The organism is Chryseobacterium hilariae (assembly GCF_051400735.1).
In the GTDB taxonomy this organism is placed as follows: Bacteria; Bacteroidota; Bacteroidia; order Flavobacteriales; family Weeksellaceae; genus Chryseobacterium.
This window is the reverse complement of sequence record NZ_JBLFFJ010000001.1, coordinates 504,923-523,097: the sequence shown is the minus strand read 5'-3', so window position 1 is coordinate 523,097 and position 18,175 is coordinate 504,923. Positions and strand designations below refer to the sequence as shown.

The 18,175-nt window shown below is 38.9% G+C and carries 19 protein-coding genes and 1 pseudogene; 10 read left to right on the top strand and 10 right to left on the bottom strand.

Going from position 1 to position 18,175, the window contains the following annotated elements:
- The first annotated feature begins 36 nt into the window (after positions 1–36).
- From ACMGDK_RS02530 to ACMGDK_RS02520, 3 genes are read left to right on the top strand one after another with little or no spacing between them, the layout of a single operon-like run.
- A complete protein-coding gene (locus ACMGDK_RS02530) occupies positions 37–537 on the top strand; it encodes a CinA family protein (protein ID WP_436806484.1) in 501 nt (166 codons plus the stop codon).
- Positions 538–544: 7 nt separating this feature from the next.
- On the top strand, positions 545–1,291 hold the full coding sequence (locus ACMGDK_RS02525) for an SDR family oxidoreductase (protein ID WP_436806483.1): 747 nt from the start codon (positions 545–547) through the stop codon (positions 1,289–1,291).
- Between the two features lie 51 nt (positions 1,292–1,342).
- Entirely contained in the window at positions 1,343–1,999 is a 657-nt protein-coding gene (locus ACMGDK_RS02520) for a DUF6766 family protein (protein ID WP_436806482.1), read from the top strand.
- On the opposite strand, the pseudogene ACMGDK_RS02515 reads toward ACMGDK_RS02520, so the two are convergent.
- Positions 1,996–2,801 (bottom strand): annotated as a pseudogene (locus ACMGDK_RS02515) (helix-turn-helix domain-containing protein). The gene ACMGDK_RS02520 and the pseudogene ACMGDK_RS02515 sit on opposite strands and share 4 nt — an antisense overlap.
- Positions 2,802–2,869: 68 nt before the next feature.
- On the opposite strand from ACMGDK_RS02515, the gene ACMGDK_RS02510 reads away from it, so the two are divergent.
- Positions 2,870–4,015, top strand: a complete 1,146-nt coding sequence (locus tag ACMGDK_RS02510; protein ID WP_436806481.1) for an Atu1372/SO_1960 family protein — start codon at positions 2,870–2,872, stop codon at positions 4,013–4,015.
- Between the two features lie 223 nt (positions 4,016–4,238).
- Here ACMGDK_RS02510 and ACMGDK_RS02505 read toward each other — a convergent pair whose 3' ends face one another.
- The 8 genes from ACMGDK_RS02505 to ACMGDK_RS02470 form a co-directional block, all read right to left on the bottom strand.
- Positions 4,239–4,745 carry a pyridoxamine 5'-phosphate oxidase family protein gene (locus ACMGDK_RS02505; protein WP_436806480.1) on the bottom strand — a complete coding sequence of 169 codons (507 nt, stop codon included), beginning with the start codon at positions 4,743–4,745 and terminating at the stop codon, positions 4,239–4,241.
- A 185-nt stretch (positions 4,746–4,930) separates the two neighbouring features.
- Positions 4,931–5,233 (bottom strand): DUF3817 domain-containing protein, encoded by a 303-nt coding sequence (locus tag ACMGDK_RS02500; RefSeq protein WP_436806479.1) that lies wholly within the window; start codon positions 5,231–5,233, stop codon positions 4,931–4,933.
- A gap of 2 nt (positions 5,234–5,235) precedes the next feature.
- Positions 5,236–5,694, bottom strand: coding sequence for a hypothetical protein (locus tag ACMGDK_RS02495; RefSeq protein ID WP_436806478.1), 459 nt, complete (start codon positions 5,692–5,694; stop codon positions 5,236–5,238).
- 69 nt (positions 5,695–5,763) lie between these two features.
- Positions 5,764–6,354, bottom strand: coding sequence for a TetR/AcrR family transcriptional regulator (locus ACMGDK_RS02490; protein WP_436806477.1), 591 nt, complete (start codon positions 6,352–6,354; stop codon positions 5,764–5,766).
- Between the two features lie 294 nt (positions 6,355–6,648).
- Positions 6,649–7,293: a ligase-associated DNA damage response endonuclease PdeM gene (gene pdeM, locus ACMGDK_RS02485; protein WP_436806476.1), complete on the bottom strand. Its 645-nt coding sequence runs from the start codon at positions 7,291–7,293 to the stop codon at positions 6,649–6,651.
- A 125-nt stretch (positions 7,294–7,418) separates the two neighbouring features.
- Positions 7,419–9,866 carry a ligase-associated DNA damage response DEXH box helicase gene (locus ACMGDK_RS02480; RefSeq protein WP_436806475.1) on the bottom strand — a complete coding sequence of 816 codons (2,448 nt, stop codon included), beginning with the start codon at positions 9,864–9,866 and terminating at the stop codon, positions 7,419–7,421.
- A gap of 1 nt (position 9,867) precedes the next feature.
- Positions 9,868–11,448, bottom strand: coding sequence for an ATP-dependent DNA ligase (locus tag ACMGDK_RS02475; protein WP_436806474.1), 1,581 nt, complete (start codon positions 11,446–11,448; stop codon positions 9,868–9,870).
- Positions 11,445–12,467, bottom strand: coding sequence for a ligase-associated DNA damage response exonuclease (locus tag ACMGDK_RS02470; RefSeq protein WP_436806473.1), 1,023 nt, complete (start codon positions 12,465–12,467; stop codon positions 11,445–11,447). Before ACMGDK_RS02470 ends, ACMGDK_RS02475 begins: the two co-directional genes overlap by 4 nt.
- Positions 12,468–12,641: 174 nt before the next feature.
- Here ACMGDK_RS02470 and ACMGDK_RS02465 point away from each other — a divergent pair, with 174 nt between their 5' ends.
- The 6 genes from ACMGDK_RS02465 to ACMGDK_RS02440 all read left to right on the top strand — a co-directional run bounded on the left by ACMGDK_RS02465 (position 12,642) and on the right by ACMGDK_RS02440 (position 17,125).
- A complete protein-coding gene (locus tag ACMGDK_RS02465) occupies positions 12,642–13,193 on the top strand; it encodes a TetR/AcrR family transcriptional regulator (RefSeq protein WP_436806472.1) in 552 nt (183 codons plus the stop codon).
- 2 nt (positions 13,194–13,195) lie between these two features.
- Positions 13,196–13,729: a DUF4442 domain-containing protein gene (locus tag ACMGDK_RS02460; RefSeq protein WP_436806471.1), complete on the top strand. Its 534-nt coding sequence runs from the start codon at positions 13,196–13,198 to the stop codon at positions 13,727–13,729.
- Between the two features lie 284 nt (positions 13,730–14,013).
- Positions 14,014–14,805, top strand: coding sequence for an SDR family oxidoreductase (locus tag ACMGDK_RS02455; RefSeq protein WP_436806470.1), 792 nt, complete (start codon positions 14,014–14,016; stop codon positions 14,803–14,805).
- A gap of 3 nt (positions 14,806–14,808) precedes the next feature.
- Positions 14,809–15,210, top strand: coding sequence for a GlcG/HbpS family heme-binding protein (locus tag ACMGDK_RS02450; RefSeq protein WP_436806469.1), 402 nt, complete (start codon positions 14,809–14,811; stop codon positions 15,208–15,210).
- Positions 15,211–15,228: 18 nt separating this feature from the next.
- Positions 15,229–16,032: a helix-turn-helix domain-containing protein gene (locus ACMGDK_RS02445; RefSeq protein WP_436806468.1), complete on the top strand. Its 804-nt coding sequence runs from the start codon at positions 15,229–15,231 to the stop codon at positions 16,030–16,032.
- Between the two features lie 223 nt (positions 16,033–16,255).
- Positions 16,256–17,125 carry an EamA family transporter gene (locus ACMGDK_RS02440; protein ID WP_436806467.1) on the top strand — a complete coding sequence of 290 codons (870 nt, stop codon included), beginning with the start codon at positions 16,256–16,258 and terminating at the stop codon, positions 17,123–17,125.
- A gap of 30 nt (positions 17,126–17,155) precedes the next feature.
- Here the strand turns inward: ACMGDK_RS02440 and ACMGDK_RS02435 are convergent, their stop codons facing one another.
- Positions 17,156–18,013: an NAD(P)-dependent oxidoreductase gene (locus ACMGDK_RS02435; protein ID WP_436806466.1), complete on the bottom strand. Its 858-nt coding sequence runs from the start codon at positions 18,011–18,013 to the stop codon at positions 17,156–17,158.
- Positions 18,014–18,175: the final 162 nt, after the last annotated feature.

Sequence of the window (18,175 nt, the reverse complement as noted above, 5' to 3'; positions counted from 1 at the left end):
TACAACACACCTTCACACCACTAAATATTTAAAATTATGGAATTTCAAAAAAGTCTTTTAGAATATATAAGCCAGTCCCTCATGACTGCTGATGAAACCATTTCAATTGCAGAAAGCGTTACATCAGGATGTTTGCAGCTGGCTTTTTCGCAGATGCCGAATGCCTCCCTGTTTTACAAAGGGGGCATGACAGCCTACACACTGCCTCAGAAAGTAAAACTGCTGAATGTAGACAGGCAGGAAGCTGAAGAATGCGACTGTGTATCAGAAAACATTGCACGAACCATGGCTCTTAATGTAGCCAAGGTATTTGAATCCGACTGGTCAATTGCCACCACAGGGTATTGTACGCCCATCAGAAGCTCATCTTATAAGATATTTGCTTACTTTGCTTTTTCTTATAAAGGTGAAATTATTCTTACCAAAAAATTGGAGCTGCATCCTAAAACCCAAGCTCTGAATGCACAGTTATATTATACAGAATTTATTCTGGGATGCTTTAAAAGTGAAATTAACCAACTTTTAATTTTAAAGTAATTTTCAGATGGAGGAACTAAAAGATAAATCCGTTCTTATTACAGGTGCAGACAGTGGAATTGGTAAGGCAACAGCATTACTTTTTGCAAAGGAAGGGGCCAATATTGCCATCATTTATTATAAAGATGATAATGATGCCAAAAAAACAAAAGAACAGATTGAGCAGCTGGGCAGAAAATGCATTATTTTTAGTGGTGATATCAATGATTACGATTTTTGTGAAGATGCCACGAAGAAAGTAGTTTCCGCATTTGGAGGCATTGATATCCTCATCAACAATGCAGGCGTACAGTTCCCGGCAGAAAACATAGAAGATCTCGAAGAAAAAAATATCAGGAAAACTTTTGATTCCAATATCATAGGAATGATCCTGCTGACAAAAGTCGTTTTTCCTTACCTGAAAGAGGGAAGTAGTGTAATTAATACTACTTCTGCGGCTGCTTATCAGGGACATCCCGAACTTCTGGACTATGCTGCAACAAAAGGTGCTATTGTATCTTTTACACGTTCTCTGGCGTTGCAGGCAAAACCGAACGGAATCCGCATTAATGCAGTCGCTCCGGGGCCAGTGGCAACACCACTTACCCAAAAAACCTTTGGAGAGGAGAAAGAAGACCCTAACAAACCTCCTTTCGAAAGAAATGCTACTCCGGAAGAAGTTGCAGCCAGCTTTTTATTCCTTGCCGGCAGTGGTGCCGCCCAGATCACGGGACAGGTTCTTCACCCGAACGGCGGTCTGATTGTCAACGGATAAAATTCTGAGCCATCCAGCTTTGGGATTATTTAAACCTTTAAACTGCTGATCATGCCTAAAAAAAGTTTCTTTTACCGTAACAGCTTAAGTATTGTTTTACTTTCATTAATGTTTTTAAGTCTTATAGCGCAATTTTTTACAGGCTGGAAAGTGCTGAATAAAGAACTGGCAGAGCAGGGAAGCACAATGCTCAGCCTGGGAGCCTACGTCCGGAGCGGACATTTTATACAGGCTACCTTCGAAAACTGGGAAAGTGAATTTCTCCAGATGATGCTGTATGTTGTACTCACGGTTTCGCTGAGGCAGAAAGGTTCCAGTGAATCAAAATCCCTGGAAGAAAAAGAAGATGTAGACAGGGAACCGAAAGTCCATGCCAATGCTCCGTGGCCGGTAAAAAAAGGCGGAATATGGCTGAGTATTTATAAGCATTCCTTATCCTTAGCCTTTGCTATTTTATTTATTCTCAGCTTCGCAATGCACTTCTATGGAAGTATGAAAGAATTCAATGAAGAACAGGTCATAAAAAAAGAACCCACCATTACTGCAATACAGTATATATCAGAGTCCAGATTCTGGTTTGAGTCTTTTCAGAACTGGCAGAGCGAATTTTTGGCTGTTGCCTCTTTAGTCATTCTTTCTATATGGCTCCGTGAAAAAGGGTCACCGGAATCCAAACCGGTAGATATGGCTCATGATGAGACCCCTTAACTTAGTTTTTTTACTTTAGGTTTGGCTTTCATGATCGAATGATAAGAAGATGTAAAAGCAGACAGACTTTGATAACCCACCTTATAAGCAATCTGGCTTAAAGTATACTGTCCTGTATCAATCAGTTCTATGCTTTTTAATATTCTGACAAGCTGCAGGTATTTCTGAAGGGTAATTCCTGTTTCATTCTTAAAAATTCTCTGTAAACTCCTTACGGACATCTGTGCTTTTTCTGCCAGTTCATCAGCATTCAGACTGTATTTAAAATTTGAATTGATAGAAGTGCAGACCGGAATAAGACGGGCATCGATGGAACCGGAATCTGAAGATAACTGTTTTCTCTGCAGAAGTTGGGAAGACTTTTTAAAATGGCTTTAAAAAATAAATCCTGTTCCTCGTCTTCTTTGATCAGCTGGTTCCATTTGGAAGCATATAAAAGCATTTCCTTCAAAACAGCAGGAACCGCAAAAACGTGAACATTTTGATAAAAATCGTCTTCAAAAACAGTTTTGAACAGAAAAACCATTAAATTAACTGTTTGTGCTTCTGAAGTTATTCTATGCGCTTTTCCTGAAGGAATCCAGATCACATGATACTGCGGCACAAGATAGATTTTCTGGTCTATATGGAAATACTGATATCCTTCTTCCACAAAAGTAAGCTGGGAACGCTGATGAGCATGCTCATGATCATCATGTTTCCAGTCTTTTTCACACCAGACATAAGCTTCTTTTTCAATGGTGTCCACAAAGCGGCTGTCGCTCTGTTCTGTTAAACCGCATTTTAAGATGTCGTTCTGCATAGAATTTTTGGCAAATTTAATAAAAACGACAATACTAATTTTGTATTGTAATTATTATTCCATCAAAAATGAAAAAGCTAAGTACGGTTTTTGTATTAATTCTCTTATTAAAAATCACCTCAGTCATGGCACAAGACAATAAAGCTAAAATATTGGTTCTTATTCACTCGGACAACGGTGGAACCTATGAACTGGCCAAAGAAATAGCATCCGGTATTGAAAGCAGTAAAAATGCAGCGGCAGTAATCAAGCAGGTTAAAGAATCTTCCAATCCTGAACTGAAGAATATTCCTGTAGCAACAGTGGATGAGCTGCCTTCTTATGATGGAATTGCTTTTGGATCACCGGTTTACTTTGGGAATATCAGTACCGGAATGAGTGAATTTTTATCCAAAACTGTTCAATTATGGACCAGTCATGCATTGGAAGGAATGCCTGCAACAGTTTTTATGTCTGCCGGAAGCGGAGCAGGAAAAGAACTGGCACTTCAGGCTTTCTGGAACAGTCTTGCCGTTCATGGAATGGTTCTGGTTTCCAACGGAATCAGAGGAGCGGATAATATCAATAAAGCTATTCCGCAGGGAAACACCGTTTTGGGTATAACAAGCATGGCATCACTGAAAGATGTTGAAAGACCTACAAAAGACGAGCGTGGTCTTGCAGAACTTCAGGGAAGAAATTTTGCCAAAACAGCCTTAGCTTTGAAAGGCACATTCTCTAAAAAACTGGCAGCAGTAGCAATTCCAGAAAAATCTCAGGATATCAATGATCTTTTGAAGCAGAAAAACATTATTTTGCCACAGGTTCCGCAGCCTGCCGGAAATTACAAGCCGTTTGTACGCTCGGGAAACCTTGTATTCATCAACCAGGTTGCTCTGAAAGAAGGAAAGATTTTAAATCCCGGCAAATTAGGCGTTGACGTTACCGAACAGCAGGTAAAAGAGGCTACAAAAGCTACCATGCTCAATGTTATAGCTGTTTTGAAAGAAGCCGTAGGCGGCGATCTCAATAAAGTAAAACAATGTGTGCAGCTGACAGGAATTTTCAATACAAAAGACGATTACACAAAACATGCAGACCTGATGAATGTAGCTTCAGATCTTACCGTAGAAGTTTTTGGAGAAAAAGGAAAACATGCCAGAGCCACTTTGGGAGCTTCCTCTATTCCTGTGAATTCTTCCGTAGAGATACAGGCTGTTTTTGAAGTAGAGTAGATCAAACAGAAATGTTCTGCATGCTAATTTCTAAGCATCAAGAATGGAAAGAAATAAAACACTGGTGGCTGAGATACTCGGTCACCAGTGTTTTTATGTTGTAAAGTAGCGTGGCTTCGAGAGCCTCAGCCACCAGTAATTTTTCAGATCAATGCTAAAATTAGTTATAGTAAATATTTTGTACTGTGAAAAATTGCTGAATGACCTAAGGGCACTGTTATTTTTAAACAGTCGCATTTCCTTCCACACCGTCAGCATTATTGGTTTTAATGCCGGTAATTGCAGCGGTTACAAAGCTGAACAGGCTGACAAGTTTCCCGGCTTTTGTATCCCAATAGTAGGTTTCTTTGGGCTCTACACGGATAATCGTTACATCCGGATCATCCTTTCCGTCAAACCATGCCTTGGCCAGTGGCGACCACTTTTCTTCAATGGTGGCTTTATCCTTATAAACAGAGGCTTCACCATAAACAGAAAGATACTGCGAATCGCTATTGTTCATAAAGAAAAGCTGTACTCTCCGGTCTTCTTTTATTTCAAAATTTTTATTACTTGTTCCGTTGCTTATAAACCATAAATTTCCGCTGTCATCTGTTTCCTGCAGTGTCATGGGACGGGAATTGACAGGAACCGTTTCAAGCTCGGTACAGAACATGCATATTCTTGCATTTTCCGACAGTTCTTTGATCTTTTTAATGGCTTCTAGATGGGTTAAATTTTGTGTTGACATAATATTATAATTTAGTGATTGGTATTGAATTATAAATTAAAATTGATTTCTCAAGGGCTGGAATCAATAACTTTTTATTTCTTTAAACATTCAAATACCTGACCAAGCAACACTTTTTTGTGGTAGTAATGGTTAAAAAAATCTTTCAAATCATAATAAAGATCTCACCAAAATCAATATACTTTTCATAGCCGGCTCAGAATTTTGCTGTCAATATAAAAGGTTCCGAAGGGAATAAAACAAGCCAGAATAACTTTCCAGGTAATTTTCTTAAATTTCCACTGCTGTTCAACCCCGACACTTAAGGTATTAAACAGGAAGAGCAGGAATAAGGTTCCGTGTACAGGTCCCATCACCCTTACAAGAGCTGGATTTCCCAGCCAGTATTTTAAAGGAACTGCTGCGAAAACTAAAATTAACAGAGATATTCCTTCCAAAATAGCCAGGATTCTCAGGCGTCCGATTTTTGTTTTTAATAAATGCATCATAATTATCTGAAATAAGGTCTGTTGACAAAAGGAGAGAAAGGCCACGGAATAGCAATAAAAATAATTGCCAGAGCAATCGTAAACCAGATGAGCATGGTTTTGAATTTTTCTCTGTCCGTAGCTTTTCGTTTAGCTAAAGCGGAGCCGACAGTGATGAGAACAATAGCCATGATCATAAGCAAAATATGGATCATCCCAAAGAAAAGAAGGTCTAAAGAAGCTTTGGCCTCGCCGAAGTTCTTCCAGAAATACTTTACAATTGGACTTTTTGTATAAAGAATGATCCCCAAAATCAATTGAATATGAGCAATCGTGGCTGTCGAATGCCTGACCAGATCTTCTTTTTTTGTAAATGTTCTATGATTAAAATATCCCCTAAAGGAAATCCATATGGCATAAATAAGACTTAATAAAACCACCCACCGGAATAAGGAATGCAGAAATGTAAGAGTCTGGTACATTTTGAATTTTTTATAACATTCCAAAGGTATACAAAAACATACTAATTAGTATGTTTTTTAATAAAAAAATTATTCAAGAGATTTAAAATAAGACTTAAGTCCTTTTAAATAAACAAGATACACTGATTTTGAATTTTCAAGTTTTCCTATATTCCTTACTCCCCAATAGCCGGACATTACAAAAACAGCTATTTCTCTGGCATCAACATCACTTTTTACTGCTCCTTCTTTTTTTCCGTTTTCAATACATGCTATTATTGCATCTTCCCATTGTTTGGAAAGCGAATTTAATGCTTTCGTAAAATCTATATGCCAGGGAGCCATTTCCTGGGTGAAATTAGAGGCAGGGCAGCCGTATTCGACCTTTAAAAACTCGTTTTTCATTAAGATACCATACATCAGATCATAAATGCTTTCCAATGGATGATTGCTGGTTTCCAGCGGTTTGATGAAAGTGCTTCTGAAATTATTGATCAAAAGTTCATTAATGATGGCCAGACCCATTTCATCCTTCGTTTTAAAATGATAATAGAAAGCCCCTTTTGTGACCTGAGTAGTCGCAATGATCTCATCAACGCTGGTGGTCTGATATCCTTTCATATAAATCAGCTCAAAGGCTTTCTGAAGAATATTCAATCGGGTTGCTTCTGATTTTTTCATTGAGATAGACTGGCTTTATTGCAAAGGAACGGAAATTTTAAAATACAAACTTTCATTTTTATACAAAATATGCTGTGAAAAGCAGTGGTATTCTGACAGTATTACAGATAATAAATTGTTTTATATGAACTTACCAGAGCCGGGAAGTCTTTTTTGGGTTAAATATTTGATTATTATTTTTTTAAACCCCAACGGTTGACTAGAGTAATAGATGCATAAATTTTTAAGGCAAACAAGGGCGCTTCGCTTATTTATTAAAATACAAATAAAGAGGAAATAATATTAACCGCAGTCCTAATATTCATGAATTTCAGAATCTGTAAATACAAAGAATTTTCCGCCTTTGGGAATATTTTTAGTGTCCAATCCGGTAAACTCACTGAATGCAGGAAGAAGAAGCTGATTTTTTGTCTGGACAAAACACGGAAGTCTTATTTTCCTCACCGCAGAATTCAATATAACACCGGGATGTATATGTCCTGTGATCTGAAATTCCTGCAATGTTTTATCAAAATCATGGACGAAAGTAAAACCATCAACCGTCAGAGAATCAGCACTGAAATTTAAACACAATTTTTTCTCCAACGCCGATGATAAACGGTCATGATTTCCTTTGATAAGATAAAAATGAAGATCCGGATACTGATTTCTCCAGCTGCAGAACTCGTCTACATCTGAGTTATCTCCTGCGTGAAGAAGGTCACCAACCACAATGAATTTTTCAGGCTGAAAATATTCAATAAGAACAGAAAGCCTTTCCAGATCGCTTTTCATGATATGATTGGCCAGGGCAATTCCGTTTTTCCGGAAATGGGCCGTTTTCCCTATGTGAAGATCAGATAAAATAAGGGCTTTCCCTTTTTTCCAAAAGGCTGCACGCTGATTGGTCAAAGTGAAAACGTCGTTGTTAAGGATAATATTTTTTACTGCAATATTCATTGTACCATGCACGTTGTAAAATGTATTAATGATTTTTTGAAAAAGGAAGCCAGAAGATGAAGATGCAAGCTTTATTTTATGGCAGATAATCTAACTATACAACTTCATTAATTATAATTTATAACCTAACCGCTCCTTCCAGCCTGTTCCACCATTTTCCTGATTCTCGCATCCAGAATTTCACTCGAAAGTGTCTGCCTCAGGCTGTCTACCTTGATCGGGAAACTCAGCGGGGTAAAGGTATTGGAATATTTTAAAATGACTTTTGATCTTTCAATTCTTTTAAAGGCTTCTACAAGACGCGGCTCCTGAAGCTGCATATTGAAAACTTCGGTATATGCCTGTCTGACAAGGAAATGATTAGGGTCATGATCTTCCAAAACTTTAAAGATTAAGCCTGCAGAGCTTTGAAGTGATTTATTTGACCGCTGTTTTCCTGCATAATTCTGGATGACCATTCCGGAGATCACGGCAATATCCCGGAATTTCCGTCGTGCCATTTCCGCAGAGTTGATGCTGGCTATCACATCATTCATCAGGTTTTCCCTGGTCAGGATTTTGTTCAGATTATCTTCGTTCAAAGGGATTTCTTTATCGCTGAACAGTTCAAAACCATAATCATTCATTGCCATAGAAAAAGAAATCGGAGTCAGTTTGGAAATCCGGTAAGCAATCAGTGCTGCCATCACTTCGTGTACAAGCCGACCTTCGAACGGATACATGAACAGGTGGTAGCCTTCACGATTTTTGATCAGCTCAACAAGAAATTCATCCTCTCTGGGAATGTGGGATTTTTTTTCCTGGTTGGCTAATAAAGGATGTAAGAATTTCAGTTCTTTTTCTGAAGCTTTAGGATTTAGGGCATGAGAGAGTTTTTCTCTTAGAAAATGTCCTAAGTTAGAGCTTAAAGGCAATCTTCCGCCTAGATAGCTCGGAGCCATTGCTTTTCCTTTTGCTGCACGTACATAAACCGTCATATCTTTGATCATAGCTACTTCAAGCGTTCTCCCGGCCAGGATGAATTTTTCTTCTTTTTTTAATTTTGAAATAAAATATTCTTCGACCATCCCGATATAACCGCCGGAGATAAATTTTACTTTCAGCATCGCATCGCTCACAATAACACCCATATTCATCCGGTGGAGCATAGCAATCTTTCTGGAGGTTACTCTGTAAAGACCGTCTTCCATAATCACTATTTTATGGAATTCTTCATAACTTTTTAAAACACTTCCGCCAATGGTCAGAAAATCAAGGATGCTTTTCCATTCTTCTCCGGTCATTTCCTGGAAAGCAAATACTTTTTTTATCCTTTTAAATGTTTCTTCAGGATAGAATCCGTCACCAACTGCCAGGGTCATGAGAAACTGTACCAGCACATCAAAGCATAAAACCTGCGGTTCACGGGGTTCTGTCACTTTCTGTTTTACGGCTTCCTTTAATGCAGCCACTTCGATCAGCTCAAGAGAATGGGTGGGAACGCAGTAAATTTTAGAAGTCTCAAAAGGAGAGTGGCCGCTTCGGCCGGCGCGCTGCAGAAACCTGGCAACACCTTTTGCCGAACCGATCTGAATCACAGTATCTACTGGTTTAAAATCAATTCCGAGATCTAACGATGAAGTGGATACAACGGCTTTAAGTTTTCCGGAACTTAAATTTTCTTCGATCCAGATGCGGAGATGAGCATCAATGGAGCTGTGGTGAATGGCAATCTGGCCTGCAAAATCAGGATAAGCATCCAGTAAAAGCTGATACCACATTTCACTCTGGCTCCGGGTATTGGTAAAAACAATGGTAGATTTTGAATCCAGAATAATGGGAACTATTTTATCGGCTAATTTAGCGCCTAAATGTCCTGCCCATGGAAGAATGTCAAGCTCATCCGGAATGACCGGAAGAATATCTATTTTTTTATGTTCTTTGGCTGTAATTTTTGTTTTTTTGACAGGATACGGAATTAAAACATCCATTGCCTCATCCAGATTTCCGATGGTAGCGGTGATTCCCCATATCTTTATTTTCGGAACATATTTTTTTAACTGAGAAATGGCAAGTTCCACCATAACACCCCGCTTTGAACCCAGTAATTCATGCCATTCATCAACAGCGACGCATTTCATATCCTGAAAAAAACGGGCATGGTTTTTCTGACCTAAAAGAAGGTGGAGACTTTCGGGGGTTACTACAAGAATTTCGGGCATATTCCGGACCTGCTGTTGCTTTATCTTCTGGTCTGTGTCCCCATTTCTGACACCAACGGTCCAGTCGAGGCCGATTTCATCCATTGCTTCCTGCATGGCTTTAGCGATATCTTTGGACAAGGAGCGGAGGGGAGTGACCCAGATCATTTTCAGCCCTTTTTTGTACTCTTCCGGACGGTTCATGAAATCTGAAATCAAAGCAAGGAATACAGAAAATGTTTTTCCGAATCCTGTAGGGGCCACGACCATTCCGCTGTATCCGCTTCCGAATTTCTGCCAAGTGTCAATCTGAAATTTGAAAGGGGAAATGCCTTTACCAGTCATCCATTGCTGAATGACGTTGAATCCGTTGCTGTTTTCAAATGCTTTCAAATTATTGGATGAGTTTTTTTATTTCTTCAAGTTCGTCAATTTCATCTACGGTTTTGTCTTTCCGCCACCGTACAATTCTTGGAAACCTTAGGGCAACACCGCTTTTGTGTCTGCTGCTGAAGCCAATGCCTTCAAATGCGATTTCAAAGACCAGTTCTGCTTTTACAGTACGTACAGGCCCGAATTTTTCTATGGCATTCTTATTGACAAATTTGCTGACTTCCATGATTTCTTTATCCGTAAGTCCGGAATAGGCTTTTGCAATGGTTACCAATGCATCTCCGTTTTTCACAGCAAATGTATAATCCGTGTAATAGGCACTTCGCCTTCCGCTTCCTTTTTGGGCATAAATTAATACGGCATCAATCGTCAGCGGACTTACTTTCCATTTCCACCAGTCGCCTTTTTTTCTTCCGGCATGATAAGGGGAATTTTTCTGCTTCAGCATCAGACCTTCACTGTTGATATCTCTAGATGCTTCGCGTACTGTATTCAGGTCCTCCCATTTCTCAAAATTTATGACCTTCGAAAGTTTAATATTTTCAGGGGTTTCATTCAAAAGTAATTCTTCGAGCATGGCACGTCTTCCGGCCATAGGCTTTTCACGAAGGTCGGTTCCTTCAAGTTCCAGCAGATCATAGACAAAGACCTCAATAGGGATATCTGCCAGCATTTTTTTTGTTAAAGTTTTCCTGTTTAATCTTTTTTGTAATTCATTAAAGTTTAAAACATTAGAATCCTTCACCGCAAGTATTTCTCCATCTAAAACAAAGTTCCCTTTCATAGCCTGCACCGTTTCTTTGATTTCCGGAAACTGATCGGTGACGAGCTCTTCACCTCTTGACCAGATAAAGACTTCGTTGTTCCTTCTGATGACCTGCCCGCGGATTCCGTCCCATTTGTACTCTATCTGCCAGTCTTCGGGATTACCAATTTCCTGCAGCTCTTTTTCCAACGGATAGGCAAGGCAGAAAGGATAGGGTTTTGAATTATCCGGATTAATATTTTCAGCCGAAATCAGTTCTTGAAATGATACTTCGCCAGGAACCCATTTTCCCATGAGACTGTGCATCAAGGTACTGGATTCCTGGGATGAGAATTTGGTAAGGGCATTGATGAGCGTTTTATCTGAAACACCGATCCTGAAGCTTCCGCCCAGTAATTTATTAAAGATTAAACGTTCTGTATAATCCAATCCGTTCCATGATTTTAATACAAATTCTTTTTTTTCAGCATCCGATTTATCTTTTAAATGAACAATATCCAGCATCCACTGGGATAAGGTGCGGTCAATCTTTTCGGCTGGTGGGGGAAGGATGAGAGAAAGCGTTTCTCCCAGGTCTCCAACTGAAGAATAGCTTTCCTGAAACAGCCAGAAGGGCAGTTGTGTAATCTCGAGAGCCCATTCTTTCATATAATTGGTATTGACATTTCTTTTGGGTCTTTTTCCTGTAAACAGAGCAATAAACCATACTTTATCTTCATCCGGAGCCCGTTCCAGATAATCGATGATGGCGTCTATTTTTGCATTGGTTTTATTAGTGGTTTCCAACGCATTGATCAAATCTGCAAAATGTTTCATAGCTCTGGATTTTCAATGATTTCTTTTTCAGATTCTTCTTCGTCTTCACCGAACTGGGTTTGTACAACATCCGATTTGATACCGATCTCATTTAAATATTTTGAAAAAATTTCGGTTTGTCCGTGTGTTACATGTACAATCTCGGCTTCCGTAGCTTTTACAGCCTGCAAAAGTCCTTTCCAGTCGGCATGGTCGCTCATGGCAAATCCTGCATCGGCACTTCGCCACCTTCTGGCACCGCGTACCTGCATCCAGCCTGAACAGATTGCTGTGGCGGCATCCGGTATTTTTTTAATGATATTGCTGTCAAGCAATGCTGGGGGAACAATAACAATTTCATGCTGAACTTCTTTAGCATTCTCTCTGAAATCGGCGATCGTGTAATCCGGAAGATCAATTCCTACAGATTCAAAGGCTTCATTTAATTTTCCGATGGAATAGTGTACATATATTTTTCCCAGACCTTCTACCGCTTTCATAATACGCTGGGCTTTTCCTAAAGAGTAGCCAATAAATACTGATGTTTTTGAATTTTCCTGATTTTTAAGAACCCATGTCTGAAGCTTTTTATTGAGGTCAGGAACTTCAAGCCAGTTATAAATAGGAAGTCCGAACGTACTTTCAGTGACAAACTCATTGCATTTTACCAATTCGAAAGGAGTACTCAGTCCGTCTTCCTGTACTTTATAATCACCGGAAATAACTGTGACATAACCTTTGTATTCCAATCTTATCTGTGCCGAACCGATAATATGCCCTGCAGGATGCAGCGAAACTTTTACTCCATTGAGGGTAAGTGTTTCACCATATTCAACACCCTGGCATTCGATATCAATCCCGATTCTCTGATACAGGATAGGTTTTGTATAATGGTGGCAAAGGTATTTCTTCATTCCCCAACGGGCATGATCGGCATGCCCATGGGTAATTACCGCAAGATCCACAGGTCTCCAGGGATCAATATAAAATTTTCCCTGCGGACAGTATATTCCTTTTTTTGTGAATGTTATTAGTTTCAATGGAAAATATTTTGTTGTTTATAATAACTGCAGCAGTTATTAGGTTCGGTTGCACTTTATCCTTCAAAAATCTAACCAAAATATTGAATTTCCAGCAAAAAATATAATTGGAAAATAAATCTAAGGAGTTCAATTTTATTTTGTAATTTTATCTACCTATTAGTAGATAGATAAATGAAAACTAAAGATAAAATAATTGAAACCGGAAATAAATTGCTTAGTGAAAAAGGGTACAACGCCTTTAGCTATGCAGATATAGCGAAAAGTATCAATATAAAAACATCCTCAATACACTATCATTTCCCAACGAAAGCGGATCTCTGCCTGGCTATTATTGAAACCCACCGTCAGCGTATCCTGAAGCTCAAAGATTCCCAGCTGGAACTATCTGCGGAAAAAAAATTAAGAGGGCTGTTCGGCTATTATCTTTTTCTTATTGATAAACGGCAGATCTGTCTAACAGGGGCTCTGGCTTCGGACTATAATTCACTCGATGAAAAGGTTACTGAAAAACTGAAAGAGTTCAACGAAACCATTTTTTCCCATACAGCAGCAATTCTGGAATCAGGAATTGAAAAAAAAGAATTTCATGAGATTAAAAACTGCAGAATGAAGGCAATGGAAATTTTATCCATGCTGGTTGGCCTTGCACAAATCGGCAGGCTGTATCCTAAAGATGAAATTCAGCTTTTACTGAATCAATGCATTAATAATTTAAAACAATAAGAATGGCTTTTTATCAAAAAATAACTCAATATGGAAGCAGGATTATCGGGTTGCCGAAACTGTTTAAGTGGGGATTCAATTTATCTCCTATGTATCGGAGAAGCACTGCCAGGATTAAATACGTTTCTCAGGATCTTCTGAAGATATCTGTTAAACTTCCTATCAGCTATAAGAACAGAAATTATATGGGAACAATCTTCGGGGGTAGTATGTTTTCATCGGTTGATCCTATTCCCATGGTACAGCTTATATCTCTTACGGATCATCAATATGTGATTTGGGATAAATCTGCAGAAATCTATTTTAAGCGTCCTGCCAATGTTGATCTGTATGCAGACTTCATTTATACCAAAGAAGAACTGGCTGAAATAGCAGAGAGGATAAAAAATGAAAATGAGATTGAAATTGTGAAAATAACTCAGCTCACGGACAGAAATAAAGAAACTGTTTACTGTGAAATTAGAAAAACAATTTATATTGCTGATAAAAATTTTTATAAACAGAAACGGGAATTAAAAAAGCAGAAACCTGAATAGCATACCCGCCTTCAAATACCATTCATAAATTACACAAACATTAAGACAAAAGTTTTCTGTATTCCTTACGGTCATTGACAAAAGTTATTGATCATCTTTCCACAAGTTTAAACTCTGTTGTTGCTTATGTATTTTTAAGTGATTTAAATACTGTTCAGTTTGAGATGATCAGTATAAATCTGTTTTTTATATAGAACTTTCCAGCAATAAAACATTGAACTTTTCAGCAATAAATATCTTACTGAAATCTATGAACTTTGTCCTGTAACAATAAAGAAAACAAAATGAGCAAAACAATTTTAATTACAGGCGCAGCAAGCGGTTTCGGAAAAATAGCCGCATTTGATCTGGCTAAAAAAGGCCACAAGGTTATTGCAACAGCACAGGTGTATCCACAGATGAGTGATTTAATCAGGGAAGCAGCCGAACAGGGAATCGAACTTACGGTTGATAAACTGGATGTAACGAACTCACAGGACATCAATTATATCCTCAAAAAATATGATATTGATATTCTGATCAGCAATGCCGGTATTATGGAGGGTGGTCCTATTGCCGAGCAGCCACTGGAGCTTATCCGTTCTATGTTCGATGTGAATGTTTTTGGCGGATTGCAGCTGGCACAAGGCTTTGTTAAAAAATTCATTGAACAAAAGAAGCCAGGCAAGATTGTATTCACAACTTCAATGGGAGGACTATGGACGGTTCCATATGTAGCAGCTTATTGTGCTTCAAAGCATGCTATGGAAGCTATTGCTGAGGGATTAAAAACCGAACTGGCTCCGTTCAATATCAAGATCGCAACCTGTAACCCGGGCGTTTTTGGAACAGGATTTAATGACAGGGGAGTAGACTCTATTTTCCGATGGTATAATCCTGAAGTGAATTTTACTCCAGAATCTGCTTTTGACGGGGCGGCCGATTCTCTTGCCCACCAGCTGGATCCGCAGTCTATGGCAGAGGTGATTGTGAATGTAGCGCTGGATGACAATTCTAATTTCAGGAATGTACACCCTAAAGAAACGGAAGATTTTGTAAAACAATTACAGGCCGATGCATGGACTGCAAAAAGTTAAACAATGAGTATAACGTATAACCAGGCTGCAAAAGCGCTTCAGGCAGCCACAGAAAAAGCAAAATCCATCAATATTCCTGTAAGTATTGCCGTTGTGGATGCAGGAGGACATCTTGTGACCATGGCAAGACTGGACAGTGTTTACGGTGTTATCGATTTTGCAGTTAAGAAAGCGAAAACTGCAGTAATGTTCGGTGTCGACAGTGATGTAATGGGAACAATTATTGCGGGAGCAGACATTCATGGATACGGCATGCTGAATTCCAATGACGGGCTTCTTACCATTGCTGGCGGAGTAGTCATCAAAGATGCTGAGGGAAAAATCATAGGTGCAATAGCGTCTTCCGGGGGAACTCCTGAACAGGATAAAGAGATTGCAGGAGCAGGTGCTGCTGTTATGGCTTAAATTTCAGATATTTGTAGTATGGAGAAAACTTCGGAAATCATATTCGATAAACTGGTATATTCCTGTGCTTTTGAAATGTACAGGGGGCACGAGGAATTTATTCCCGATCATTTTCTGGGCTATCAGCTGTCCGGTGAAACCCATGCTTTTCATGACAAAGGCAAAACTGTTATAAAGGAGAATACAGTAGTGCTCGTCAGAAAAAATCAACTGATCCGAACGGTAAAACATCCTTCAAAGAATAAAAAGTACCAGTTTCTTTCTATAACTCTCGACCAGGAAACGCTCCGGCAGTATGCAGCAGAATATAAAATGATCCCATCCGAAAGATTTCCAGATAATGAAAGGCTTTTTTTTGAGCCTGATGAATTTTTCAGCGGGTATTTTGTTTCACTGCTTCCGTATATTGATAAAACAAAAACAGCAACTTCCAGGCTGACTGTTTTAAAGGTTAAAGAGGCAATTGAGCTGATTCTGCAGGCTAATCCTGATTTTAAAAACCTGCTTTTTGATTTTTCAGAACCGCATAAAATCGATCTTAAGGAGTTTATGAATAAGAATTTCAAATTCAATGTGCCGGTGGAAACATTTGCAAGGCTTACAGGCCGCAGTCTTTCGGGGTTTAAACGTGATTTCAATAAAGCTTTCAACATGACGCCTAAACAATGGCTTAAGGAAAAAAGACTGGAAGAAGCGTATTACCAGATCCGGCATAGGAATAAAAAGCCCTCTGACATTTATCTCGAACTGGGATTTGAAAATCTGTCCCATTTCTATTATTCTTTTAAACAAAAGTTTGGTCTCACGACCAGCAAGGTTTAATAAAAACACATATCTATAAAAAAGGAGCAGCTTACCGTTGCTCCTTTTATTTGTTAACATGCTTAAAATTATAACCTATAATTGCAAGTGTCCGGAAAAGCAAAGTTTTAATATATTTAAGGTGGCTATTTTAAATGATAAATCCGGATTATAACTTATAGAATAAAATTCGTTTAACCCTGAAATTCATTTTATAGGTTGTTTACGAATATTAAATTTAGAAATGAAAAATTCAAACCTGGCAATTTCAGCAACACTTTTAGCGATTATCTGTGTACAGGGAGGTGCTTCCATTGCTAAACAGCTCTTTCCTCTGATAGGCCCTATTGGGACTGTTAGTTTGAGGATCGGGCTTTCTGCTGTGTTGCTCATTTTGATTAACCGTCCGAAATTTTTGCAGTTCTCCGCACAAAAATGGAAGTACTGTGCAATGTATGGGATTTGTCTGGCAGCGATGAATCTCGTTTTCTACATGGCCATTCAGAGGATCCCGTTGGGACTGGCGGTTACGGTAGAATTTGCAGGGCCTTTATTTTTGGCCATTGCTTTATCCCGGAAATTGCTGGACGTAGTATGGGCATTGCTGGCCTGTATTGGGATATTACTCATTGTTCCGTGGCAGAGCGATCATGTTGATCTGGTTGGAATTGGATTGGCTTTTCTTGCAGGAATGTTTTGGGCGGTATACATCGTCATGGGTGGAAAAGTGGCTAAAATTATGGATGGAAAAGATGCGGTTACCACCGGAATGGTATTCGCAAGTCTGGTTATCATCCCTTTTACCATATGGGACGGAGCTGTATTCAATCTTACGCCTTCTATTTTTGTAAAAGGTTTAGGGGTGGCTATTTTGTCTAGTGCGCTGCCATTTTCATTGGAAATAATGGCTTTGAAAAGACTTCCCGCAAAGACCTTCAGTATTCTGATGAGCCTGGAACCTGCATTTGCAGCTCTTTCGGGTTGGGTATTTCTGGTAGAAGAACTGAGTTTTTTACAATGGATTTCAATCAGTTGCGTCATTGTGGCCAGTATAGGAACAACTGTTTTCAGTAAAGCGACGGTTCAGAATGAAATTGTTCAAAGCAAAGAATAAGCTTCTGTATAAAAAAGGTGTATCATTGTATCATTTTTCAGGCTGATTCTTCAAATAATTAATAATTCCGATCACATCATCCTTACCAAAACCATCATCATGGGCAGACTGGTAGGTTTTGCTCAGAACCTCAGATAGAGGAAAATCAGCACCGGCATTCTGAGCTAATAAAATATCTTTCAGCATGAGATCGAGAGCAAAAGCAGGCTCATATTGGTTTTTGATCAGCATAGGTGTTTTTACTTTGGTAGCACCACTTCCGCTGGCACTTTCATTGATGATTTCCAGCATGGCAGTTCGGTCGATTCCTAATTTATCTGCAAACAGAACGGTTTCCGCCAATCCCTGGTAGATAGCAGATAGGAAATAATTGATGGAAAGTTTCCCCGCAATTCCTTTTCCATTTTTCCCTAAATGCTTAACTGCTTTGCCAAGTTTTTCAAGATAAGGCATAGCCCGTAAAAGGTCTTTTTCTTCACCACCCGCCATAATGATCAATGTTCCTTCTGCCGCAGGAACGGTACTTCCGGCTACCGGCGCATCGATGAATGCTGCTTCTTTTATTTTAATGGCTCCGCTGAGCTCTGCAGTGGCCTGTGGAGAGATCGTGCTCATGTCTATAAAAAGTTTTCCGGTAATGTCCGATTTCAGGATATCTTCGTAAACTGCTTTGGCAGCATGGTCATCGGTAAGCATTGTAAATACGATGGTGCTGTTCTTCACCAGATCTGAAACCTGAGTGTAAACAGTTGATTTTTCTTTAAAGTCTTTAGTTTTTTCAAAGGATCTATTGTAAACTGAAAGCGGGAATCCTGCTTTTTCAAGATTTTTTGCCATAGGATGGCCCATATTTCCTAACCCGATGAATCCTATTTTCTCTTTCTCCATGCTTTATTTTTTTACAGTGATTAAATAATGCCATTTAAAACCAAAATATAAAATTATTTACACTAGAAAATATGTATTTCATAATGTAAACCTGCTATATTTGCATCAAAAAACCGACCAAAACACAGCTGTATTTTTACAATATTTTTGTTGATTAACTTT